The 22,396-nt window shown below is 55.7% G+C and carries 28 protein-coding genes and 3 tRNA genes; 18 read left to right on the top strand and 13 right to left on the bottom strand.

Annotation, left to right across the window (positions count from 1 at the left end; translation table 11 throughout):
* Positions 1 to 5 precede the first annotated feature (5 nt).
* Positions 6 to 78: transfer RNA gene (locus N24_RS01740), tRNA-Arg, on the bottom strand.
* Between the two features lie 27 nt (positions 79 to 105).
* Positions 106 to 194, bottom strand: a tRNA-Ser gene (locus N24_RS01735).
* A gap of 128 nt (positions 195 to 322) precedes the next feature.
* Here N24_RS01735 and hisC point away from each other — a divergent pair.
* Genes hisC through N24_RS01720 form a run of 3 tightly spaced genes read left to right on the top strand, consistent with a single transcriptional unit; the run spans position 323 to position 2,677 of the window.
* Positions 323 to 1,348: a histidinol-phosphate transaminase gene (gene hisC, locus N24_RS01730; RefSeq protein ID WP_096453784.1), complete on the top strand. Its 1,026-nt coding sequence runs from the start codon at positions 323 to 325 to the stop codon at positions 1,346 to 1,348.
* Positions 1,338 to 1,760, top strand: coding sequence for a phage holin family protein (locus N24_RS01725; RefSeq protein ID WP_096453782.1), 423 nt, complete (start codon positions 1,338 to 1,340; stop codon positions 1,758 to 1,760). Before hisC ends, N24_RS01725 begins: the two co-directional genes overlap by 11 nt.
* A gap of 2 nt (positions 1,761 to 1,762) precedes the next feature.
* The gene (locus N24_RS01720; RefSeq protein WP_096453780.1) at positions 1,763 to 2,677 is read left to right on the top strand and encodes an ABC transporter ATP-binding protein; all 915 of its coding nucleotides are present in this window, start codon (positions 1,763 to 1,765) and stop codon (positions 2,675 to 2,677) included.
* Between the two features lie 8 nt (positions 2,678 to 2,685).
* On the opposite strand, the gene N24_RS01715 is transcribed toward N24_RS01720, so the two are convergent.
* On the bottom strand, positions 2,686 to 2,943 hold the full coding sequence (locus tag N24_RS01715; RefSeq protein WP_096453778.1) for a MoaD/ThiS family protein: 258 nt from the start codon (positions 2,941 to 2,943) through the stop codon (positions 2,686 to 2,688).
* A gap of 69 nt (positions 2,944 to 3,012) precedes the next feature.
* On the opposite strand from N24_RS01715, the gene modA reads away from it, so the two are divergent.
* From modA to N24_RS01680, 7 genes are read left to right on the top strand one after another with little or no spacing between them, the layout of a single operon-like run.
* The gene (gene modA, locus N24_RS01710) at positions 3,013 to 3,840 is read left to right on the top strand and encodes a molybdate ABC transporter substrate-binding protein (protein ID WP_096453776.1); all 828 of its coding nucleotides are present in this window, start codon (positions 3,013 to 3,015) and stop codon (positions 3,838 to 3,840) included.
* A complete protein-coding gene (locus tag N24_RS01705; protein WP_096453774.1) occupies positions 3,821 to 4,675 on the top strand; it encodes an ABC transporter permease in 855 nt (284 codons plus the stop codon). Before modA ends, N24_RS01705 begins: the two co-directional genes overlap by 20 nt.
* 3 nt (positions 4,676 to 4,678) lie before the next feature.
* Complete coding sequence (locus N24_RS01700) at positions 4,679 to 5,863, top strand: molybdopterin molybdotransferase MoeA (protein WP_096453772.1); 1,185 nt, start codon at positions 4,679 to 4,681, stop codon at positions 5,861 to 5,863.
* Between the two features lie 16 nt (positions 5,864 to 5,879).
* Entirely contained in the window at positions 5,880 to 6,350 is a 471-nt protein-coding gene (gene moaC, locus N24_RS01695; RefSeq protein WP_096453770.1) for a cyclic pyranopterin monophosphate synthase MoaC, read from the top strand.
* Positions 6,347 to 6,808 (top strand): MogA/MoaB family molybdenum cofactor biosynthesis protein, encoded by a 462-nt coding sequence (locus tag N24_RS01690; RefSeq protein ID WP_096453768.1) that lies wholly within the window; start codon positions 6,347 to 6,349, stop codon positions 6,806 to 6,808. The genes moaC and N24_RS01690 overlap by 4 nt, the downstream gene beginning before the upstream one ends.
* Positions 6,798 to 7,256 carry a molybdenum cofactor biosynthesis protein MoaE gene (locus N24_RS01685; RefSeq protein ID WP_096453766.1) on the top strand — a complete coding sequence of 153 codons (459 nt, stop codon included), beginning with the start codon at positions 6,798 to 6,800 and terminating at the stop codon, positions 7,254 to 7,256. The genes N24_RS01690 and N24_RS01685 overlap by 11 nt, the downstream gene beginning before the upstream one ends.
* Positions 7,253 to 8,317 (top strand): ThiF family adenylyltransferase, encoded by a 1,065-nt coding sequence (locus N24_RS01680; RefSeq protein WP_096453764.1) that lies wholly within the window; start codon positions 7,253 to 7,255, stop codon positions 8,315 to 8,317. Before N24_RS01685 ends, N24_RS01680 begins: the two co-directional genes overlap by 4 nt.
* Here the strand turns inward: N24_RS01680 and N24_RS01675 are convergent.
* On the bottom strand, positions 8,309 to 9,202 hold the full coding sequence (locus N24_RS01675; protein ID WP_096453762.1) for a type IV toxin-antitoxin system AbiEi family antitoxin domain-containing protein: 894 nt from the start codon (positions 9,200 to 9,202) through the stop codon (positions 8,309 to 8,311). The two genes, N24_RS01680 and N24_RS01675, sit on opposite strands and share 9 nt — an antisense overlap.
* Before the next feature lie 659 nt (positions 9,203 to 9,861).
* Here N24_RS01675 and N24_RS01670 point away from each other — a divergent pair.
* A complete protein-coding gene (locus tag N24_RS01670) occupies positions 9,862 to 11,349 on the top strand; it encodes an alanine/glycine:cation symporter family protein (RefSeq protein WP_096453760.1) in 1,488 nt (495 codons plus the stop codon).
* On the opposite strand, the gene N24_RS01665 is transcribed toward N24_RS01670, so the two are convergent.
* Both N24_RS01665 and N24_RS01660 read right to left on the bottom strand, forming a co-directional pair.
* On the bottom strand, positions 11,346 to 11,627 hold the full coding sequence (locus tag N24_RS01665; protein ID WP_096453758.1) for a 2Fe-2S iron-sulfur cluster-binding protein: 282 nt from the start codon (positions 11,625 to 11,627) through the stop codon (positions 11,346 to 11,348). The two genes, N24_RS01670 and N24_RS01665, sit on opposite strands and share 4 nt — an antisense overlap.
* A gap of 53 nt (positions 11,628 to 11,680) precedes the next feature.
* Positions 11,681 to 11,765: transfer RNA gene (locus N24_RS01660), tRNA-Ser, on the bottom strand.
* A 93-nt stretch (positions 11,766 to 11,858) separates the two neighbouring features.
* Between N24_RS01660 and N24_RS01655 the strand changes: the two genes are divergently transcribed.
* Positions 11,859 to 12,386: a hypothetical protein gene (locus N24_RS01655; RefSeq protein WP_096453756.1), complete on the top strand. Its 528-nt coding sequence runs from the start codon at positions 11,859 to 11,861 to the stop codon at positions 12,384 to 12,386.
* Positions 12,387 to 12,406: 20 nt separating this feature from the next.
* Positions 12,407 to 13,369 carry an NAD(P)H-quinone oxidoreductase gene (locus tag N24_RS01650; RefSeq protein ID WP_167382156.1) on the top strand — a complete coding sequence of 321 codons (963 nt, stop codon included), beginning with the start codon at positions 12,407 to 12,409 and terminating at the stop codon, positions 13,367 to 13,369.
* A 7-nt stretch (positions 13,370 to 13,376) separates the two neighbouring features.
* On the opposite strand, the gene N24_RS01645 is transcribed toward N24_RS01650, so the two are convergent.
* Positions 13,377 to 14,552 carry an aminotransferase class V-fold PLP-dependent enzyme gene (locus N24_RS01645; RefSeq protein WP_167381987.1) on the bottom strand — a complete coding sequence of 392 codons (1,176 nt, stop codon included), beginning with the start codon at positions 14,550 to 14,552 and terminating at the stop codon, positions 13,377 to 13,379.
* Positions 14,553 to 14,694: 142 nt separating this feature from the next.
* On the opposite strand from N24_RS01645, the gene wzm reads away from it, so the two are divergent.
* The 4 genes from wzm (at position 14,695) to glfT1 (ending at position 18,686) form a co-directional block, all read left to right on the top strand.
* Entirely contained in the window at positions 14,695 to 15,591 is an 897-nt protein-coding gene (gene wzm / locus N24_RS01640) for a galactan export ABC transporter permease subunit Wzm/RfbD (protein WP_167381986.1), read from the top strand.
* Positions 15,592 to 15,607: 16 nt separating this feature from the next.
* Positions 15,608 to 16,408, top strand: coding sequence for a galactan export ABC transporter ATP-binding subunit Wzt/RfbE (gene wzt / locus N24_RS01635; RefSeq protein ID WP_096453748.1), 801 nt, complete (start codon positions 15,608 to 15,610; stop codon positions 16,406 to 16,408).
* A gap of 727 nt (positions 16,409 to 17,135) precedes the next feature.
* A complete protein-coding gene (locus tag N24_RS01630) occupies positions 17,136 to 17,732 on the top strand; it encodes a VOC family protein (protein WP_096453746.1) in 597 nt (198 codons plus the stop codon).
* A 21-nt stretch (positions 17,733 to 17,753) separates the two neighbouring features.
* Positions 17,754 to 18,686: a galactofuranosyltransferase GlfT1 gene (glfT1, locus tag N24_RS01625; protein ID WP_096459574.1), complete on the top strand. Its 933-nt coding sequence runs from the start codon at positions 17,754 to 17,756 to the stop codon at positions 18,684 to 18,686.
* On the opposite strand, the gene N24_RS01620 is transcribed toward glfT1, so the two are convergent.
* The 6 genes from N24_RS01620 to N24_RS01595 form a co-directional block, all read right to left on the bottom strand.
* Complete coding sequence (locus N24_RS01620) at positions 18,683 to 19,318, bottom strand: MOSC domain-containing protein (protein ID WP_096453744.1); 636 nt, start codon at positions 19,316 to 19,318, stop codon at positions 18,683 to 18,685. The two genes, glfT1 and N24_RS01620, sit on opposite strands and share 4 nt — an antisense overlap.
* Position 19,319: 1 nt before the next feature.
* Complete coding sequence (locus tag N24_RS01615) at positions 19,320 to 19,724, bottom strand: hypothetical protein (protein WP_096453742.1); 405 nt, start codon at positions 19,722 to 19,724, stop codon at positions 19,320 to 19,322.
* Positions 19,725 to 19,734: 10 nt separating this feature from the next.
* Positions 19,735 to 20,133, bottom strand: a complete 399-nt coding sequence (locus N24_RS01610) for a GtrA family protein (protein WP_096459571.1) — start codon at positions 20,131 to 20,133, stop codon at positions 19,735 to 19,737.
* Between the two features lie 63 nt (positions 20,134 to 20,196).
* The gene (locus N24_RS01605) at positions 20,197 to 21,093 is read right to left on the bottom strand and encodes a hypothetical protein (RefSeq protein WP_096453740.1); all 897 of its coding nucleotides are present in this window, start codon (positions 21,091 to 21,093) and stop codon (positions 20,197 to 20,199) included.
* A 25-nt stretch (positions 21,094 to 21,118) separates the two neighbouring features.
* The gene (locus N24_RS01600; RefSeq protein WP_096453738.1) at positions 21,119 to 21,574 is read right to left on the bottom strand and encodes a hypothetical protein; all 456 of its coding nucleotides are present in this window, start codon (positions 21,572 to 21,574) and stop codon (positions 21,119 to 21,121) included.
* On the bottom strand, positions 21,571 to 22,062 hold the full coding sequence (locus N24_RS01595; protein WP_096453736.1) for a hypothetical protein: 492 nt from the start codon (positions 22,060 to 22,062) through the stop codon (positions 21,571 to 21,573). The genes N24_RS01600 and N24_RS01595 overlap by 4 nt, the downstream gene beginning before the upstream one ends.
* A 35-nt stretch (positions 22,063 to 22,097) precedes the next feature.
* Between N24_RS01595 and N24_RS01590 the strand changes: the two genes are divergently transcribed.
* The gene (locus tag N24_RS01590; protein WP_096453734.1) at positions 22,098 to 22,325 is read left to right on the top strand and encodes a hypothetical protein; all 228 of its coding nucleotides are present in this window, start codon (positions 22,098 to 22,100) and stop codon (positions 22,323 to 22,325) included.
* Positions 22,326 to 22,396 lie beyond the last annotated feature (71 nt).

Below are 22,396 nucleotides of genomic sequence, written 5' to 3'. Positions count from 1 at the left end.
ATTTGTGCGCCCGGAGGGATTCGAACCCCCAACCTTCTGATCCGTAGTCAGATGCTCTATCCGTTGAGCTACGGGCGCAATCTAGCTTGATAAATCAAGCTAGAGCGGAGACGAGAGGATTTGAACCTCCGGTCCTCCGTTAAGAGGACAACTCATTAGCAGTGAGCCCCATTCGGCCGCTCTGGCACGTCTCCTTTTGGTTTTCTCGGACTGGCCGATAGAACCGATTAGTTACAGTACCCTCTTTTGCTAAATTTCAGCAAACTAGCAGGTCAAATGAGCATTCGGGTTCGTGTCCATAGGGACTAGTACGCTGTTAATCATGATTAGAGCAGATTTAGCCACCATCCCTTCTTATGTCCCAGGTCGTCGTCTTGAAGATGCCACGAAGTTATCTAGTAATGAGGTCAGTTTTTCACCCCTACCTGCAGCGATTGATGCGGTGACAAAGGCTGCGCAGGGGGCTAATCGTTATCCAGATATGGGTGCGGTTGAGCTTCGTGAGGCCCTGGCGGAGCATTTAGAGGTGGAGTTTGACCAGGTAACAGTGGGTTGCGGCTCGTCTGCTCTGTGCCAGCAGTTAGTCCAAGCAACGTGCGCTCAGGGCGATGAGGTTATTTTCCCGTGGCGTAGCTTTGAGGCGTATCCCATTTTCGCTCAGGTCGCAGGAGCAAAGCCCGTTGCCATTCCATTGACCGCGGATCAGAATCATGATCTTGATGCCATGGCTGCCGCGATTACGGATAAAACGCGTCTGATTTTCATTTGCAATCCCAATAACCCGTCGGGCACCACGATTACGCAGGCGCAGTTCGATGAGTTCATGGCCAAGGTGCCAGGAGATGTCGTGGTTGGTTTGGATGAGGCGTATTTCGAGTTCAATCGCGCTGAAGACACCCCGGTTGCCACGGAGGAAATCCACCGCCACAACAATGTGATTGGCCTGCGTACATTCTCTAAGGCTTATGGTTTAGCGGGGCTACGCGTGGGTTATGCCTTCGGCAACGCTGAGATAATTGCGGCGATGAACAAGGTGGCTATTCCATTTGCGGTGAGCTCGACGGCACAGGCAGCAGCGCTTGCGAGTTTGAATTCAGCCGATGAGTTGATGGAAAGGGTGGAGGAAACCGTCGAAAAGCGAAAGGCCGTGGCGCAGGCACTTGGGGCTGCGCCTACGCAGGCCAATTTCGTCTGGCTGCCGGGCGTGGATGCTGCGGATTTGGCCGGCAAATTTGCCGAGCACGGCGTGGTTATCCGCGCTTTTCCGGAGGGCGCGCGGATTTCGGTGACCAATGCGCAGGAAACTGAAGCATTGCTGCAGGCCTGGGAGGCCATCAATGCTGGGTAGTTTATGGCGTTTTGCGGTGCGCACCGCAGCAGGCGCGGTGGCGTTGTGGGTGGTTATTTCGCTTATCGACGGCATCTCCCTGAGTTTCCCCGCCACGCCGCTCTACCAGGACGGTCAGCACGATCAATTGCTGACATTCCTGGCGGTCGCAGCGATCATTGTGGTGCTAAATGCCACGGTGAAACCCGTGTTGAAGCTGCTTGGGTTGCCGCTGACGATTATTACGTTGGGGTTATTCTCACTCGTGATCAATGCTGTCATCATGCTGTTGGCGGAATACGTTTCCAATATCATGGGATTTGGTTTGCACATTGAAACCTTCGGTGCAGCTTTTATCGGCGCAATTGTGTTGGCGCTGGTCAACTGGATTCTTGGCCCCATCACCGGGCTGTTAGGCGCGAATAAGGATTAGTCATGGCGGATTTGCACATCGATCACGTATCACGGTTTTTTGGGGATGCTGCTGCGCTAAACGATGTCTGCCTCACCGTCCCATCGGGCTCCATCACCGCCATCATTGGCCCCTCAGGAAGTGGAAAAACCACCCTGTTGCGGCTGCTTGCTGGGCTGGATTCACCTGATGAAGGCACCGTGAGAATTGGAAATAAGGTCGCAAGGCTTGGTGATACTGCCCTGTGCTTCCAAGATTCACCGTTGTATCCGCACTTGAATGTGTGGGATAACGTGGCATTTCCACTAAAACTTAAAGCCACCAACACCGCAGATGATGTGCTAAAAAAGCGGGTCGGTGAAGTACTGGAAATGCTAGAAATTGATCACCTAGCCCAGCGGAAAATCACCGAGCTTTCCGGTGGGCAAAAACAACGCGTCGGCATTGCTCGTGCGTTGGTTCGTGATGTGGAGGTCTACCTTTTCGATGAACCCATGGCCCACCTTGATCAAGCTTTAGCCCGCGATATCGTGATTGACCTGCGTAAAATCCAACAATCATTGGGCCTGACCTTTGTGTATGTCACCCACAGCAAAGCAGAGGCATTTGCGCTTGCTGATCAAATTGTTGTGCTGGTCGATGGCCAAGTGGCGCAGGTTGGTGAGGCGGAGGAGCTCGTCGAAAAGCCAAAAACCTTAACTATCGCCGAGTTTTTATCCCCCACTGAGCTCAATGTGCGCCAGCGTGGGGACGCCGTGGAGGCGTGGCGGCCTGAAGACACCCAGCTCACCCGAGGTGGCAGCGCCATTGTGGAATCCGTGACGTATTTGGGCCGCGAATGGTTGGTGCGCACCACTGAAGGCCAGGCAGTGTCCGAGGAAAAATTCGAGGTCGGCGAAGCTGTGACGTTAACGCAAAAGAAGGTGTTTAGTTTCTAACCAAGTTTTTAACCACCCGCGAAAGGAGGAAGCACATCAACGCGTGACGCACCACTCAAGGACGCAGAAGAATCTGCGGAGCGGCCGTCGATGAGAAAAGTGCAACGATCAAACACCTGCGCCAGCGTCATGCCCGCAGCAGTGGTTTCAGTGTGCTTTTCTCCGAGATCTTTCAGCAGGTCATGGAGAGTTTTGTCACTTGATGCCACAGTTTCCTGTGCAACTCCACGAGCCGCCCTCGCTGCCGCAAAATAATGAATGTCCATTTACTGAAACTTCTCCACACCACAGTTATGCTGAATAAGTACTGAACTAATCGTAGGAAAGGCATTCAGATGAATCAAGGCATCCGCCGAGCGTTCTACAGTTTTGCGACTATTTCAGCGGGAATTTCACTTGCCGCATGTTCTTCCTCAGACACCGCAAGCAATTCCACCAGCTCCACTGCAGAAGCACCCGGATCAACCTCGTCATCTGATGCTACCGGTGTCTCCGGAACCGCGAGCGTTTTCGCTGCAGCATCGCTGACCAACGTCGCAGAAGATCTGGCCGCCGCATTCAACGAAGAAAACCCTGATGCACAGCTTGAGTTCAACTTCGCTGGATCTTCCGCTTTGGTCCGCCAGATCAGCGAGGGTGCGCCTTCCGATTTGTTCATCTCCGCCGATATCGCCAACATGGACGATGCCCTGGCACTTCCAGAATTCTCCGGCGCAACCTCCCAAGTGATCGCAACGAACAAGCTCGTCCTTGTCACCGCCGACGGCAACCCTGGTGAAATCTCAGAACTGTCTGATGTTTCCGACTCCCTCGTTGCCATTTGTGCCCCTGAAGTTCCCTGCGGAACCATCACCCACGAAGCACTCGACTACGCAAACATTGAACTGTCCACCAGCTCTGAAGAAGCCAACGTCGCCGATGTGGCAACCAAGATTTCCACCGGCGCTGTCGATGCAGGATTTGTCTACCAAACCGATGCACAGTCCCTAGCCAAGACTCAGGACAACACCGTCATTGAACTCGAAGGCATCGACGCCAACGAATACCCCATGGCACTGACGACCTCTGGTGAAGACAACGAAGTTGCCAAGGCATTCGCAGAGTTCCTCACCAGCGACCGCGCCAAGGAGATCCTTGCCAGCTATGGCTTTGGCACAAACTAAAGATCGCCACACTCAAAGGGCACGCAGGGCTGAGAATCACATTCTCCCAGGGTGGCTGCTCATCCCTGCCACCTTTGCGATGCTGCTGATCATCGGCCCCATCTTTGCCCTCCTTCTGCAAATCCCATGGGCTCGCTCCTGGGAGTTATTAACCTCTCCGGAGTCTTTGCAAACAGCCAGGCTGTCCATCGCCACTGCACTGTTTTCCACCGTGGTGTGCGCATTGGTGGGGTTCCCGTTGGCGTTGGCGCTGCATTTGTATGAGCGTTCATTCCCCAAAATGACCTCGGTTCTTACCGTGTTAGTGTATGCGCCACTGGTGTTATCGCCGGTTGTATCTGGTTTAGCGTTGACATTTTTATGGGGCAGGCGCGGCATCTTAGGGTCGTGGCTTGATCAAATTGGCTTGCCGATCGCATTTACCACCACCGCTGTGGTTTTTACCCAAGTGTTTGTGGCGTTGCCGTTTTTCATCTCCACGGTCACGACCGCTGTTCGGGGTATTCCGAAACAGTTCGAAGAAATCGCAGCCACTGAGGGCGCAACCAAGTGGGAAATTATGCACAAGATGATCATTCCGCTGGCCATGCCCGGTATTTTCACCGGCATGATCTTAGGTTTCGCCCGGGCTTTAGGTGAATACGGTGCCACACTTACTTTTGCCGGAAATATCGCAGGCGTTACCCGCACGATCCCACTACACATCGAACTTGGTTTGAGTTCCAATGACATGGACAAAGCCCTAGGAGCAGTGATCATGCTCTTGGCCGTTTACGTACTTATCATTGGTGCCATCGGAGCTTTACGCATGTATTCCAAGGTGAGAAAGGTTTAGCACATGTCGCGTTCGCCGGAGGAACACTTGGCAGAAATTAAGGCGCTACTGCCAACACCTGAACCAGAGCTGGTGAATCTGGAACAGGCACATGGGCGTCGCACTTTTTCGGCGATCACTGCGGCGTGGGATTCCCCACGTTTTGATAATTCACAAATGGACGGCTTCGCGCTTGCACCTAGTCACCTCAGCGGCGGCACATTCTCAGTCGGTCCCACCATCCCTGCAGGCCACGACCCAGATACGCTGTACCCACGCGGGCTGGGAAAAGATATCGCACCAATTATGACAGGTGCACGCCTGCCTAAAAATACAGCTGCAGTCATTGCTGTCGAGAAAACCAAACCAGGACATTTCGATGCCCAACAGGTAGAAATACCTGCCACCCCACAAAAACAATTCATGCGGTTGCAGGGCTCGGATATTGCAGCCGGTGAGGAAATCATCCCTGCGGGTACTGTTTTAAATTCTGTGCACCTGGGAGTTTTGGCAAGCCAGTCCAAGAAAAGCGTCGAGGTATATAAGAAACCGCGCGTGCTAATCGTTACCGGTGGATCGGAAATTTCCGAAAAACTTGGCGCCGCCACCATTCCCGATGCCAACGGCCCACTTCTTCGTGCACTGTGCAGGCGCAACAATATCGACGTCATCACAGGGCTTAAAACAAATGACGATCCCCAGCGCTTGCGATTCGACCTAGAACAAGCCATTGACCAGTATCAACCTGATGCGATCATTACGTCAGGAGGTATTAGCCACGGCAAGTTTGAGGTGTTTAGGCAAATTCTGGAAAACACTCCTGAGGCTTGGTTTGGGCACGTTGATCAACAACCTGGTGGGCCACAAGGTATCTCAGTATTTCAGGATGTTCCTGTCATTTCATTGCCCGGCAACCCGATCTCCACATTGGTGAGTTTCACGTTGTTTGTCGCCCCAGCGCTTAACCACCAACCGCTTTGCAGCTCTCACGCGCACATCACTGAAACCGTCCACGGTCTGAAGGATAACCGTGAGCAATTCCTGCGCGGAATCTTAAGCCACCAAAGCGGAAAGCTGATTGTCACTCCACTGTTAGGCACCAGCTCTCACCTGCTGGTTCAGGCAGCAACTGCTAATTGTCTGATCCGTATCCCGGCGCGGACTACGGTGGAGGAAAACTCTCTTGTGCAGATTTACCCATTTGATTAAAAGGAAGTACTAGAAAATGAGCGAGCTTACCCACGTTCGAGCAGACGGTTCGGCACATATGGTGGATGTGACGGGCAAAAATGAAACCTCGAGGACTGCTGTTGCGGAGGGGTTTGTGAGGATGAGGGGGGACGTCGTAAAGCAGCTTTTTAGCGCCGGCCTGCCTAAAGGCGACGCGCTGCCTGTAGCGCGGATTGCGGGTATCATGGGTGCGAAGAAGACGCCGGACATTATTCCTTTATGCCACCCGTTGCCGTTGGGCAAGATTACTGTTGATTTTTTTGAGCTTAAAGACGGTGTTCGGATTGAGGCTTCGGTGAAAACTCGTGGGGTTACGGGCGTGGAAATGGAGGCGTTAACGGCCGTGAGCACAGCGGCGCTGACGGTGTATGACATGATCAAGGCTGTTGACAAAATGGCTGTGATTGATGGCATTCGTGTGCTGTCGAAATCCGGCGGTAAATCTGGCGACTGGTCTGTGCAATGACGGCCCTGGTTATCGTTGCGTCCACGCGCGCGGCGGCCGGAGTGTATGAGGACCGCTCTGGGCCGATCCTGGTGAACTGGCTGCGTTCCAAGGGTTTTGATACGCCTGATGCTGTCATCGTGGCGGACGCCGACTTGCCTGCATACCTGGACACGCTGGAGTTTCCGCAGGTAGTGCTCATTTCTGGGGGCACTGGCCTCACACCTGACGACATCACCGTGGACACGTTGCTGCCGCGTTTAGACAAAGAAATCCCCGGCATTGCGCATGCTTTTTGGGCTCACAGTATGAATGCCGTGCCCACTGCCGTGCTATCGCGCACCGTCGCAGGCACCATCGGCCGCAGTTTTATCATGGCGCTGCCCGGTTCCACAGGTGCCGCGCGCGATGCCACCGCAGTCCTCGACCCCCTCATCAACCACATCACCCAAACTTTGCAAGGCCACCATGAACACTGATCCCGCCTACGTTGCCGCACAAACCGGCAAGCTCATCGACGCATTCATCACCTCCGACCCGCTAGAGCCGCTGCTTTCCGACGCCAAAACCGCCGTCCTCACCGACGCCATGGGCGCGCTTGTCACCTTCGAAGGCATCGTCCGCGACCACGACGGCGGCGCCCGCGTGTCCTCCCTCGATTACACCGCGCATCCCACCGCTGACCAGGTAATTAAAGACGTGGCTGCCGCTGTAGTTGCTAAACATCCACGCACCCGCCTGTGGACCGCACACCGCACCGGGGCCTTAAAAATCGGCGACGCAGCCTTCCTCGTGCTCGCCGCCTCCGCCCACCGCGGCGACGCTTTTGCCGCCTGCTCTGAACTCGCCGACATCGTCAAAGCCCAGGTCCCCATCTGGAAAGAACAAACACGCCTCGACGGCTCCACCGATTGGGTCGGCCTATGAAAAACCTCGACATCGCACGCTACCGCCGCCAAATCATGCTCGGCGAAATCGGCCAACAGAAACAACAATCGCTTTTCGACGCCACGGTCTCCGTCGTCGGCGCCGGCGGCCTCGGCTCACCCGCCCTACTTTACCTCGCTGGAGCTGGCGTCGGCCACATTCACATCATTGACGATGACCTCGTAGACCTCTCAAACCTCCACCGCCAAGTCATCCACACCACCGCTGGAGTCGGCACACCCAAGGCTGAGTCCGCCCGCGACGCCATGCTGGCGCTGAATCCTGACATTAAAGTAACAGTTTCGGTCACGCGTTTGACATGGGAAAACGCACTGTCTGAGCTGTCAGGATCCGACGTAATTTTGGACGGCTCCGACAACTTCGACACCCGACACCTCGCCTCCTGGGCCGCCGCCAAACTTGGTATCCCCCACGTGTGGGCCTCCATCTTAGGTTTCGACGCCCAACTCTCCGTCTTCCACGCCGGCCACGGCCCCATCTACGAAGACCTCTTCCCCACCCCACCTCCACCAGGATCTGTCCCCTCATGCTCCCAAGCAGGGGTTTTAGGGCCAGTCGTAGGTGTGCTGGGTTCCGCGATGGCTATGGAAGCACTGAAAATCATCACCGGTGTGGGCACGCCCTTGATCGGAAAACTTGGCTACTACTCTTCCCTCGACGGCACCTGGGAATACATCCCCGTCGTCGGCTCACCGGAGGTATTAGAACGGGTGCTTGGGTCTTCTGGGGTTTCTCCGGCTTCTTCTGAGGAACTCGATGTTCCTCGCGTTTCCTCTTTGGTTGACGGCGTAGAACTGATAGACGTCCGCGAACCATCCGAATTCTCCGCCTACTCCATCCCAGGCGCCCACAACGTTCCACTTTCTGCCATCCGCGAAGGCACAGTCCCCGACGCTGTTTCTGCAGGTAAAGAAGTAATTGTGTACTGCGCAGCCGGTGTCCGCTCCGCCCAAGCCATCGCCATTTTAGAATCCGCCGGCTACACCAACATGAGCAGCCTCGACGGTGGCATCGAAGGATGGCTGGACTCCTTAAGGTAAAACCAAGGCGTTGTGCCACTTAAACACCGGCCCAACACCTTGGGTTTTCACCCTCTTGCGCGGATGCTTCCGCTTAAACTCCGCGATCTGTTTCACCAGCTTAATGATCTCCCCCGGCGCATAATTTACACAATCATCCGTAAACCTCAACGGCACGTGGCCTTGTACCAGGGCTTCATTGCTCTTCCAGCGATCAATGATGAAATTCCGCCCATTCGCCTGGTGATACTTCCTGCTATCGACATCAATCAACGCCACCCCCACCACCTGAATATCCCACCGATAGCCTTCCACCATCACGTTTTGCCTGGTCTTAAACCCAGCATCCCGCAACTCATAGACCAACTTCTTCTCTAGACCACTATCCGTGCCATAAATGCACTCCTCCAAAAACTCCCTCAGCTGCTTCTTCCTCCGAGTTTTCAACGCCTTCAGATCATGCTTCATCTGGTTCACACCACTACCTGACTGATACCGCTGCTCCACTAACCTCCGCAGATCACCAAGGTCAGAGCTCTTTTCCTCCAAACACGTTGCGATAGCATCCACCAACGACACCACCCGAAACCCCCGATGAACCACCCCAGTTATTCGCTGTGACCTTCGGGCAACCACATTCGCAGATCCCCTCAACACATTCGACGTACTCACCCTCACCCGCAGCGGCAACGACAACGGCACACCTTGATAAACCTCCACCGCCGACTTCCCATCCAACAGAGCACCCGGCCTGACCAGCCGAATCGCCGACCACACCACCTCCCCTGATGGCGGATCCATCGAATACACACCCCTAAGCACGCGATACAACTTCCCCTCTTTCACCAGACTGTTGATCTTCCGACGCGAATACTTCATCCTGATCAACTCCTTCGCCGTCCGCATCCGCCGTTTTTCTCCCATACCTAGTTAGACCGCAAAACTTGGCTTCAGGTTCCCTGTTGACTCAAATCAAGGCGAATTTCTTTGGTGAGGGGGCGGTTTCGGTGGCAAGTTCGCCTTGTTGCGTGCACTCGTGTGCCAACCAAGGCGGATTAGGTCCTGGGATGTGCCCTTCCGGCTGTTAACCCGCCCACTTTGAACCACCGCCGCACACAACAGGGCAGACTTCCGCGCCAAAGCGACCGTCCGCGGCCGAAACTCGCCCTGTTTCGCACCACCCCAACCCGCCCCGCGCAAAACAGGGCAGACTTCCGCGCCGAGAGTGCTGTTTCGGAAGCAAGTTTGCCTAGATGTGTTCAGTTGCGTGCCAACCAAGGCGGATTAGGGGCTGGAATGTACCCCTCCGGTTGCTAACCCGCCCACTTTGCATCACCGCCGCACACAACAGGGCAGACTTCCGCGCCAAAGGGACCGTCCGCGGCTGAAACTCGCCCTGTTTCGCACCCCCAACCCGCCCCGCGCGAAACAAGGCGGACTTGGCACCGAAAGCAACCGTCTAGGAAGCTAATCCGCCCAGTTGTGTACCGGCTGGCTATAACAATCCAGTGTCAGTACTTCGGAGAGTGCAAGAAAATAGGTGTGTTCCGCGTAATATTTCTCGCATGGATTTATTGGAGACCTTCTTCACGGATGTGATTAATGACAATCTGTGGATGATCTTGCCCTTCTTGCTCGTAGCCGCTGGGCTCTACTTTGGTGGACGCACACTGCTGGTTCAGATTCGGATGATTCCGGAGATGTTCAAGGCGGTCGTCGAAAAGCCTGCCAAGGAGGGTGAGTTTGCCGACAAGCAGGACATTTCAGCGTTTAAGGCGTTTACGATTTCTGCGGCATCACGCGTCGGCACGGCAAATGTTGCTGGTGTTGCGTTGGCGATCACCCTTGGTGGACCGGGTGCGGTGTTCTGGATGTGGATCATTGCGCTGGTTGGTGGAGCAACGTCATTTATTGAGTCAACGCTTGCTCAGCTGTGGAAAGTAAAAGACGGTGATAGCTACCGTGGTGGACCTGCGTACTACATGACGCTTGGTTTGAATGCCCGATGGCTTGCGGTTATTTTCGGTGTCGCCATCACCTTGACCTTCGGTTTTGTGTACAACGCGCTGCAGTCCAATGCGGTCGTTGAGGCGATTACTGTGTCGCTTGGTACTCCGTCTACCACTGCTAAGGCCCTTGTTGGTTTGGGCATGGCGGGTCTGTCTGCATTGGTGATTTTCGGTGGTGTGCAGCGCATCGCGAATGTTACCCAGTGGATGGTTCCGTTCATGGCGGGTGCGTACATCATCGTTGGTGTGCTGGTTATTGTGATCAATATTCAGCAGGTTCCGACCATGATCAATGACATTATTGCTGGTGCTTTTGGTTTCCGTCCGGTGGCCACTGCATCTGTCTGGGGTGCGTTCTGGTTGGCGTTTATGAATGGCATGCGCCGCGGATTGTTCTCCAATGAGGCTGGTGAGGGATCTGTTCCGAATGCAGCTGCTACCGCGACGGTGTCTCACCCAGTAAAGCAGGGTTTGGTGCAGACGTTGGGCGTGTACTTCGATACGCTGCTGGTTTGCAGTATCACGGCCTTCATCATTTTGCTGTCTGGTGTCGATTACGCGACTGGTGATATTCAGTCTTCTTCGTTGACGCAGTCCGCGCTGGCTAATGTTGTTGGTGCGTGGGGCACTCACTTTATTACTGCCGTGATGTTCTTCCTGGCGTTTTCATCGGTGCTGGGTAACTACTACCTGGCGCAGGCAAATATTCAGTACTTCACCGATTCGAAGACGGTCTTGACCATTTTCCGTGTGTTTGTGCTTCTCAGTGTGTTCTCCGGTGCTGTGGCATCTGTGCCGCTGATCTGGGCTTTGGGAGATACCTTCGCGGGCATCATGGTGCTGATTAACCTGTCGGCAATTATTCCGCTGGGTGGTGTGGCCGTGAAGCTGTTGAAGAATTACACCAAACAAAAGAAGGCTGGTTTAGATCCGGTGTTCCACCGCGACATGCTGCCAGAAGTCCGCAATATTGCGTGTTGGAACGGTAAGGATGCAGCTACGGCGAATTACCAGGAAGCAATGGACGTGATTAAGAAGAATTAGTCATCGAAGGAACAGTGGTAAGGCCCGTCAGCATCGCGGATTGTCTGGCAGGCCAACACCTGGTGTTCTGTGACGATTTCGTAGGTGCTCAGAACTTCATTGTTGAGCATGTGCGAAGGCCCTCCAGTCAACGTACATTGGCAACTTCCGCAGTGGCCTTCCATGCATGAATAGCGGGCGGGGAGGTCGGCCTGGAGGAGGGCGTCGAGAAGCGTTTGCGTGGGTGACCACGAAAAAGCGTAGGTCTCGCCATCTATCTTGTGCGTGTGGAGGGCCATGGGCCCTAGCTTAGGACAAACCCCCGTTTACCTGTGTAAACGGGGGTTATTTGCGGAGACGGAGGGATTTGAACCCTCGGATGGTTTCCCATCGCTGGTTTTCAAGACCAGTACATTCGGCCGCTCTGTCACGTCTCCAGCGACTCAAACATCGATGATGATATTTGCGACAAGTTGCAATCATACCCGATAGGCTCGAACATACTAAATCACCTAATCAGGGGGAATTACATGGATGTGTTCAAGGTGGCTTTCATCGCTGCAATCATGATTGGTGTGCCGGTTTTAGTGGTGTTCCTCTTTGTCTTTGCGGTACACAGATTAGCTAAGGAAATGCCGAGGTCTGAACGCCGACCTGGCGCAGTTTTGGGGTTGTTGCTTGGTTTTGCTGCGGGGGTCATCGTGTGGTTGGTGTGGCTGAGTTGGGGTGGGTATTACGAGGATGATTTTGGGCAGATGCAAGGTCCGTATCGGCCGTGGCAGGTTGTTGCGTGTGGTGTCACGATGGTCGCAGTCACTGTGCTTTTGGGTTTGTGGACTAGGTGGACTGCGTCGGGACCGTTTTATGCGGCGTTGGGTGGTACGTCGGGGTTTAGTTTCGCGTGGGCTATGGATGCGCTGCCTCAGGATGAAACTGGATTGTCAGCGTTTGGGTTATTGATGGTGATTGTTGGAGTTGGCATGGGACTAAACGTCGTGGCGGCCATTACGTCAATCTGCGCGACGATGTGGCATAACCGGCTACCCTCGAACACATGACAAAGAATATGACTAAGACAATGAAAGCCATCGTGCAAACTGAGGAGAAGGTCACTGCTTCTCTGGAATTGCAAGAAATCCCAGTCCCCACGTTGAAGCCTGGTGAGGTTTTGGTAGAGGTGAAGGCTGCGGGCGTTAATCGTGCGGATTTATTGCAAACGCAGGGAAATTACCCTGTTCCACCGGGAGCTTCGGAGATCCTTGGGTTGGAGTGCGCAGGAGTGATCGTGGATGCTGGCGACACTGGGCAAACCGTTGGCCGAGAAGTTGCGTGCCTGCTCACTGGTGGCGGTTATGCGGAATACGTGGCGGTTCCAGAGGGGCAGTTGATGCCTATTCCAGCAGGTTATAGCTTTGTGGAGGCAGCTTCGATCGTGGAGGTTGCGTGCACGGTGTGGTCAAATATCGGGATGCTCGCGAACCTCGGAAGCAGGCAGAACCCAACCTTCCTCATCCACGGCGGAGCGGGCGGCATTGGCACGTTTGCGATTCAAATGGGTAAAGCGCTGGGAGCAACGGTGGCAGTCACGGCGGGTTCGGCGGAAAAGCTAGCAACCTGCAAGGAGCTGGGTGCGGACATACTCATCAACTATAAGGAAGAGGATTTCGCCGAGGTTTTGAAGAATAAGGCGGATGTCATCCTCGATATCATTGGTGCGAAGTATTTGTCACAGAACGTAAAAGCCATGGCCAAGGATGCACATATGGTGGTTATTGGCATGCAGGGTGGTGTGAAAGGTGAGCTGAATTTGGGTCACCTGTTGGCTAAGCGGGGCACGATTTCCGCCACTGCGCTGCGTGGTCGTGATGAGGCGGATAAAGCACGGATTGTGAGCAGCACGATCGAAAATATTTGGCCGTTGCTTGAGTCCAAGAAGATTTCTCATCACATTGACCACACGTTGCCATTGGCCGAAGCTGCCGATGCGTTGCAGAAAATCCAGGACGGCACCGTCACCGGCAAACTCGTCCTGACAGTTTAAAGACGGTTTAAGCCAGCGACGCCAGCACGCGGGTCAGCTGGTCCACTTCATAGTGGGTGCTAAATGGGCTTAGTCCGATCGTGATTGATCCACCGGCTTCGGTCACACCCATGGCGTCGAGGAGTGGATCGGCGGGACTGACGGTGGTGACCAGGCGGTTGTCTACTAATCGTCGGTACACCATCTCCGCTGGCACGCCCTCCACGGTGAAAGTCAGGCGGGGCACACGATCCAGGAATGCGGCGTCTTGGCCAGCGGCGTCGCCTGAAATTCCAACGATATGCACCGCGTGGAGTCCTTCGAGTGATTCCACAAGATGCTCAAACAGTCCTTTGTGAAAATCCGCCATCGACCCCATCGCCTCGGCCACAGACTCGGCCTCTTCATCCAGATTGCCCAGGTGACGCACCAAATTAGGCACACCGCCGAGCAGCCCATGAGGCAGGGAGCTTGCGGGAAGTTCCAGTGGCATGGTTTGGTCCATGCGCGGGAACATTGAGGTATCGCGGAAAATCAGGGCCGAAATTTGGGGGCCGCCCATCTCCCCGAGATCAAGCATGACGATGTCGGCCTGCCACTCGTCTAGGTCTAAGGGGCGGTAGGTGGCGTAGGTGGTGGCGTCGATAAGCACCCAGGCACGCGAACGCGCCCGCACTGTATCCACGATCTTGCCCACTGGGGCGACCGTGCCGAGCAGGGGGTGCGCGGCGCTGAGCACGACAAGGCGGGTGGAGCCGTCGACAAGCTCTTTGTACTGCCAATCCGGCAGCTGGCCGGTGCCTAAATCGGGCTCCGCCCAGCTAAAAGAGCCATCAAGTGCGCGAAACGGCGCCGTCAGCCAGCCGGCATCCGCGCGCGACAACACCACGCCCGCTTTTCGACGCACAAACCCACCCAAACCGCGCGCCACCGCATGGGCCAAAAACTGCCTCGTGGGACCCAACACAACACACGCCGGATCCGCACCGACCATCCCCGCAACCGCTTCGCGAGCAGCCTCCAACTGATCCACCGCAATCGGCTGCAACGTGGCCTCCGAAATCTGCGCATGCGTACGAAAAGCCGCCGCAACTCCCGACGCAACCCGCTCCGGAACCTGCGGAATTTGATGTGAATTAAGGTACGTCCAGCCATCGCCCAAAGAGGTATAAAGCCCCCGAACCCTGGCCACATCAAAACCCACGAAATGCACTCCCTTCAACCACCACAGCACTTCCTTGCACTCTCTCGGACAACATTACCCCACACTCGGGACACACAAACGCACACAAATTCAGCGGTCGTCGATACCCAAAAATCACTCCACCACCACTAGGGTGTCTTATGTGCAGGAACAATCTAAGCAGAAAGACCTCCAGGCAGACATCGCCAGAATCACTGCCGTGACATCGGACACAGCTCCGGATTCACAGTCAATGACCATCAAGGCTGCCTGGAACGATATCGTCCGCGGATTCAAACAACATGAACTCTGGCTGCAACTCGGCTGGCAAGACATTAAACAACGCTACCGACGCTCCGTTCTTGGCCCCCTGTGGATCACCATCGCAACAGGAGTCATGGCACTAGCCCTCGGCCTTTTGTACTCAGTGCTGTTCAAAATCCCCCTCGCGGAATTTCTGCCACACGTCACCGTCGGCCTTATCCTTTGGAACTTCATCTCCGGATGCATCAAAGAAGGCGCCGACATTTTCATCGACAACGAAGGCCTGATTAAACAGCTCCCCTCGGCGCTGTCAGTCCACGTCTACAGACTCGTGTGGAAACAAGCCCTCTTCCTCGCTCACAACTTAGTCATCTGGCTTCTGCTCATGCTGATCTTCCCCCGCCCCCTCGGCTGGGACGTCCTGTTGATCATCCCAGGCATGTTCCTCCTGGTCATCAACGGAGTGTGGGTAGTGATGTTCTTCGGTATCGTCGCAACCAGATACCGCGACGTCTCCCCACTTCTTGAAGCCGGCACCCAACTACTCTTCTATGTCACCCCCATCGTCTGGATGACCTCCACCCTCCAAGACCACAGCGCCGAAATGGGCAGCCGCGCACGACTTGCCGAACTCAACCCGCTGTACCACTACCTCGAAATCGTCCGCGCCCCCATGATTGGTGCCGACCTCCCCGCCTACCACTGGTGGGTTGTCATCGCCTTCACATTCGTCGGCTTAGGCCTTGCACTCCTCGCGATGAAGCAATGGCGATTCCGCGTCAGCTACTGGGTATAAGGAGAAAAACTCGCACATGGTATCCATCGATACATACAACGCCTGCGTCGACTTCCCCATCTTCGACGCCAAATCCCGCTCCATGAAAAAAGCCTTCCTCGGAGCAGCCGGCGGCGCAATCGGACGCAACCAAGACAACGTCGTAGTCGTCGAAGCCCTCAAGGACATCAACCTTCACCTGCGGGAAGGCGACCGCGTCGGACTCGTCGGCCACAACGGTGCCGGTAAATCCACCCTCCTGCGTTTACTGTCCGGAATCTACGAACCCACCCGCGGTTCCGCCGACATCCGCGGACGCGTCGCCCCCGTCTTCGACCTCGGCGTCGGCATGGATCCTGAAATCTCCGGCTACGAAAACATCATCATCCGCGGCCTCTTCCTCGGCCAAACCCGCAAACAGATGAAAGCCAAAATGGAAGAAATCGCCGACTTCACCGAACTCGGCGAATACCTCTCCATGCCACTACGCACCTACTCCACCGGCATGCGCATCCGCCTAGCCCTCGGCGTGGTCACCTCCATCGAGCCCGAAATTCTGCTTCTCGACGAAGGCATCGGCGCCGTCGACGCCGCCTTCATGGCCAAAGCCCGAAACCGCCTGCAGGCCCTTGTCGAACGTTCCGGCATCCTCGTCTTCGCCTCCCACTCCAACGATTTCCTCGCCCAACTCTGCAACACGGCCCTCTGGGTCGACCACGGACAAATCCGCGACGCCGGCCTCGTCCCCGACATCGTCGAAGCCTACGAAGGCAAAGGCGCTGGCGATCACGTCCGCCGACTCCTCACCCGCATGGAAGAAGAGGAAACGGAAGCGTAGCCTCTCCGTTTCGGGTGTTCGGGCTGTCGTTCACTGCCCCGTTCCCGTTCCCGTTCCAAACAAGGCGAACTCCCCGCCGAAACTGACCGTTCCGAAGCGAAGCCCGCCCACTTGTGCGCGCGGGCGGTCGAAACAAGGCGAGTTAACTGCCAGAACCGACCGTTCTGATCGAAAGTTCGCCCACTTGTGTTCGCAGGCGGTCGAAACAAGGCGAGTTAACTGCTCGAAGGGCCCCTTCTCGCTACAAGGTCGCCTACTTACGCACGGCGCCGCACCAAACAAGGCAGACTCCCCGCCGAAACTGCACAGTCCAGAACGAAACCCGCCCACTTGTGTTCACGGGCGTTTCAAACAAGGCGAGTTAGTTGCCAGAACCGACCGTTCTGATCGAAAGTTTGCCCACTTGTGTTCGCAGGCGGTCGAAACAAGGCGAGTTAACTGCTCGAAGGGCCCCTTCTCGCTACAAGGTCGCCTACTTACGCACGGCGCCGCACCAAACAAGGCAGACTCCCCGCCGAAACTGACCGTTCTGATCGAAAGTTCGCCCACTTTCGATCGGCGCTGCACCAAACAAGGCGAGTTAGCTGCTCGAGAGGACCGTTCTGACCACAAACCCGCCTACTTACGCACGGCACCGCACCAAACAAGGCGAACTCCCCACCGAAACCGACCATCCCAACACCAAACCCACCCACTTGTGCACGCACGCACCGCATAGGATGGCCGCATGGGAACTCACATTGATCACATTGTTATTGCAGCCCCGAACTTGGAGGACTTGGTGTCGCGGTTTGAGAAGTTGACGGGGGTTAAGGCGGTGGCGGGAGGTCGTCACGATACTGGGACGGCGAATGCGCTGGTGCCGCTAGCCGGCACAAAGTCGTATCTTGAGTTGATTGGCCCGGACCCGGAGGCCACCGCGGTAACGCGGGACAATTTCGCGATCGCGACAACGACGTCGACGGAGCCGAGGGTGGCGGCGTGGTGTGTGCGACCGGATGATTTGGAGGCTCTCGCAAAACAGCGCGGGACGCAGTCGCATCCGATGAGCAGGCACACTCCGGAGGGGACGACGCTGTCGTGGCGGTTGATTCTGCCGGAGCCGGGTGTGGATTTCGCGCCGGTGCCGTTTGCGATTGATTGGTTAGATTCGCCGCATCCGTCGAAGGTGACAGAGCTCCAGGTCAGCATCCATAGTTTCACAGTTTACGGCCCCACAAAGCCTGATGAGCTGCCAGAACCCGCGAAGTTTCAGCAGGGGGAGCCGTATCTGGAATTGGTGTTGGAGTCGCCGAAGGGTCGGGTTAATCTGAGTGATTTGTGATGGCGTGGCAAGATGTATGCCATGGCTAAAACCGGGACCCATCTTCAGCACGGCATTGATGTTGCGGCGGTGATTGTGACGCATAATCGCGTTGAGTTGCTGCGGCATTCTTTGGAGGTGGTGGTGTCGCAAAGCTATCCGGTGAAGCATATTGTGGTGGTGGATAATGGGGCGGATCCGGACGTCGAAAAGCTGGTTTTAGAGGTCGCGGGAGACCGCGCCGTTTACACGCCGTCGCGCACTAATTTGGGCGGCGGTGGCGGTTTTGCTTTTGGTTTTTTGACGGCGCTTGCGCTGGGGGCGGACGCTGTGTGGTGCGCCGACGATGACGGCCGGCCTGAGGGTCCGGAGGTGTTAAAGACGCTTATCGACGCCGCCTCTCGGCACAATCTTGAGGAGGTTTCCCCGGTGGTGTGCAATGCTGATGACCCGGAGCGGTTGGCATTTCCGCTGCGTCGGGGTTTGGAGTGGCGTCGGATGCGCAGTGAGTTGATTGATCCAGCCAAGCCGGAGGATGATTTGTTGCCGGGCATCGCCTCCCTTTTCAATGGCGCCCTGATCAGTGCTTATGCAATGGAGCGCATTGGTGTGCCGGATTATCGACTGTTTATTCGCGGCGATGAGGTGGAGTATCACCGCCGTTTGGTGCGTTCAGGTTTGCCGTTTGGCACGTGTTTGACCACTGCGTATCTGCACCCGGATGGTTCTGATGAGTTCAAGCCGATTTTGGGTGGGCGGATGCATACGCAGTATCCGGATAATGATTTCAAGAGGTTTTTCACCTACCGCAACCGTGGTTACTTGATGAGCCAGCCTGGAATGCGCAAGCTTCTCCCGCAGGAATATGCGCGTTTTGCGTGGTTCTTCCTGGTTCAGAAGCGCGATGTGAAGGGGTTCCGGGAGTGGCTGCGCTTGCACAAGTTGGGCCGCGACGAGAAGTTTAATAGGCCTTAGATCAGTTTCAGCAGTTCCTCGTGGTAGCGCGAAGGGAGGCAGTGTGCTGCAACGACCCGGCGCGCTAAGTCTTTGTTGCCCATTTTTGCGCGGAAAGCCATGGACATGGTGATGTCGTGGTCGGGGGCATCAAGTATGTCGATGCGGTCGCCGGGGTTGATGTGGCCTTCTTCGATGACGCGGAAGTAGCTGCCGGGTAGGCCTCGTTGGGTGAAGGTTTTTAACCAGCCTTTGATTTCTAACCATTGGGCGAATGTGCGGCAGGGCCTGCGGGGGATGGAGACTTCCAGCACCGTGGTGCCGATGCGTACCTGTTGGTTGATCAGGAGATCTTCTAGCACGATTCCGCTGGTGGTGAGGTTTTCGCCGAAGTATCCGTTGCGGTAGGTGGGGTTCCAGAAGTCAAGTTCTTCGCGGGAGAATGCGTATACCGCTTTGTGTGCGCCGCCGTGGTGGAGGGTGTCGCCGATAACGTCACCGACTACGCCGGATCCGTCGCCGTAGTTGGGGCCTGGGATGAAGACGTCGATGCCGGTGTCGACGGGGAGTTTGTTGATGCCGCTGATGCGGTCGTCGCCACCTGGGTCTTGTTGAATCTGGGCGATGTTTGTGGAAAGTACCAAACCAGACATCTTAGACCTTGCGGGCTGTGTAGAAGCGGCTAAATCCTGCGATCAAGCACATGATGATACCGATCGGCAGGAGGAAGAGCGCACCGATTGCTGCCACGCTGAGTAGGGTGTTCACCATGGTTGAGGGGTTGCCGTTAACAGCTAGGAGCACGAGGTTGCCCAGCAGAAGGCAGATTCCTGGGACTGCGATTAGTAATCCACCGACAAGGCCCGTCCAGGTTGCCCAGGTGGAGTTGTTGCGGTCGCGGAAGTTGTCCCACACTGCGATAAGGCCAACGATGGTGACGATTCCGAAGGCGATTTCGGCAGCTAGTTCCATGTCTTGGATAGAGAAGAACAAGGTGAGCAACACGAAGTAGAGTACGCCGATGAGTCCGGCAATCATGGTGGGATTGAAGGTCTTCATGAGGTGTACCTTACTTCACTCGGAAAATGATGGTTCTTTGGACAATGAAATTGATGACGGTGCCAGTACCTTGGGCGATCACGAAGGCACACACCATGGCAACGGCTTCGTTCCAACCCCAGCCTTCAAACAACGCAGAGCAGAGGGTTTGCAGACCAATGTTGATCCCGAACGTCACGGCGTACAGGGCGACAACGGCTAAGAACCTGGAGGTGGAGCTTTCTGCTTGGAAAGTCCAGCGGCGGTTGATCATGTAGGCGGTGGTGGTGCCGGCGATAAAGGAGATCGTGCGGGCAACGGGCACGGGTAGGCCGAACACCAGCTGCAGCAGTGACAGCAGGCCGAGGTCAACGACGGCGGAGATGCCACCGGTGATGATGAACCGGAATGCTTGGGTTTTCAGGCTCATTGGTCGAATGATCGTTACATCAAGATTTTCGGAAGCATTTTCGGGCACGAGGTTACACAATACCTAGAAACTTAAAAGCTCCCTATAGATATCAAGGCGATCAACGGGGGCAAGTTGGTTGGATCCGTAGCCGCCTAGTTCGGCAAGCACCTTCAATGATGCCTCGCAGGCGCTGGTGATCTCTGGTGCGCGCAGTGGCGAGCCGTCGTCGGCGACCCAGCCGAGGGTGCTCATTGTGGATTCGATCACCTCGGTGAAAAGTTCCTCGTTTCCAAGACACGATAGTGCGAGGACGCAGGACCAGAAAGCGTCGGAGGCTTCGGCGCTGTTTTCCACTGGGAGCGTGCGGCAGGTGTGGTGGCGGGTGGCGTCGATAAGCGGCTCTTTTTTAAGGTCGAGCGCTTGGAGCAGGGGGATGAAATCGAAGACGCCGGTGCGGTCGACAAGGTCAATGACTTCGGGGCGCACGCCGGAGAGGACGTCGCGGATGGTGTCGGTGCCGGTGAGTTCGGCGTTGATGGTGGCTTGGTCGAAATCGTCGCCGAAACCGCCGGAGCCGCCGATGCACAGTGCGCGCGGGGTGCCGTTGTCGCGCGGGTAAATTTCCACGCATTGCAGGTTGAATTGCCACAGGCCCCAAAAATAAAACAGGAAATCGCCGGATTCAGCCAGCAGCTCCCCCACCTGCATTTCGGTTGGGCAGGGGTTATGGAATTGGTTTTCAAAACGCCACGGTGACTGCTCGCCGCCCACACCGAAAACGATGTTGAGCACGTTGTGCAGCTCCTCCAGGGGCATTGCCGAATTCAACCCGATTTGCCGATACACCTCGTTGTCCGCTTGCACGTTGGTGGCGCGCAGAATGAGCGTTAATTCAGGCTTGAGCTCGGGCTTCCCGGAACGCTGCTCGCGGGCAGACGCCAAGGAAATGACGTTATCGCGTGCATAATTCGTGGGCATGCGCCCCAGGATAGACTCATTTTCTCTACTCGGTGTCAAGCGGCAACGCACGAACCTCCGCACCGAAGGCTTCAGCCAGCGCTTTTCTACCACGGCGTTTGGATTCAATTTCTAGCCAGCTACCTGCGATTTCAGCTAATTCCATTGCGGTGCGCCACGCGGCTTCCGCCTCCGGCTCGCCACGATATTGCGCCTCAACGTTGCGCGCGCTCAAGCTGGGCAGGCGGACTCCATGCTTGTTGTATTGCGCAATTTGCTTTTCGACGCCACCCCTTATCCCTTCCACGCTCGCCACGCGGGCATTTTCCGGGACGCTGCTTCCAGAGGTGAGTACAACAACTGTGCCTTTCAGCAGGTCAGTGAGTTGTTGTTCATCGGCAATCCATGCCCCAGTGGGCAGAGCTGCGGGAAAAGTTTGCACATGCCAGATGATGTTGTGCTCGCCGGAATTATCCAACACACTCAACACGGGATAGGTCATTTTTTGCGGACCTCCCACTCACACATGGCATAAACAATCGCGGCATACACCACGCCTGTGCAGGTATAAGGCTTGGAAGCGCCACGCTTTTCAAAGAACTTAGCGATCTTATTCATCACCGCCATATCCAGGCGGAAAGAAAGATAAGCAATTACTGCAAAAGAGATAATAAACACAGCAAGCAACAGCCACGTCACCAGCGGACCACGCTCACTGACCGCATCCACATCCGATTCTGGCCCAGGCGTAACACCCAAATCCCCGATTTCTTGACGGAGCTGATCAACCATCGTCGCGGAATCTTTAGCAATGATGGACTGCTCCCCCGACCCATCCTGTGCCACCGCTATCACTGAGGCACCAGACAACGCCAACGCACCATATCCAAGGGCTCGGCGAACTGGGCTGTCCACATAATCATTAACCGCAACACCTGCACCAACCAGCGCAGAACCTGCTGCTACCCGCAATCTCGTCCTGGTATCCATGCTGCCCAGACTACTCACTGATTAAAGTGGTGGGCATGTTTGAGAAATTCAAAAAGGCAAAGCAGCCAGAGGTCCACATCGCAGCAGAACGCACCAACCTGCCGCTTAATGATTTGATGACCCGCCTCTTCGCCCAGGAACTTCCACTGCTTGACAGCACCTCACGATCCGAGGTGTACCGCCTCCTCCGCGAATACGACGGCCCCACCATCACTTCCCAGGAAGAAATTCCAGCCGAAATCCGTGAGCTCATGGATCTTTAGGTATTTAATGTGAGATTGAACGATTTCACGCTTGTCTACAACACCTGAAAACTTTGCGGGGTAACCTTTAA

The sequence above is a fragment of the Corynebacterium suranareeae genome (genome assembly GCF_002355155.1).
GTDB lineage: Bacteria > Actinomycetota > Actinomycetes > Mycobacteriales > Mycobacteriaceae > Corynebacterium > Corynebacterium suranareeae.
This window is presented reverse-complemented; position numbering and strand designations above follow the sequence as displayed.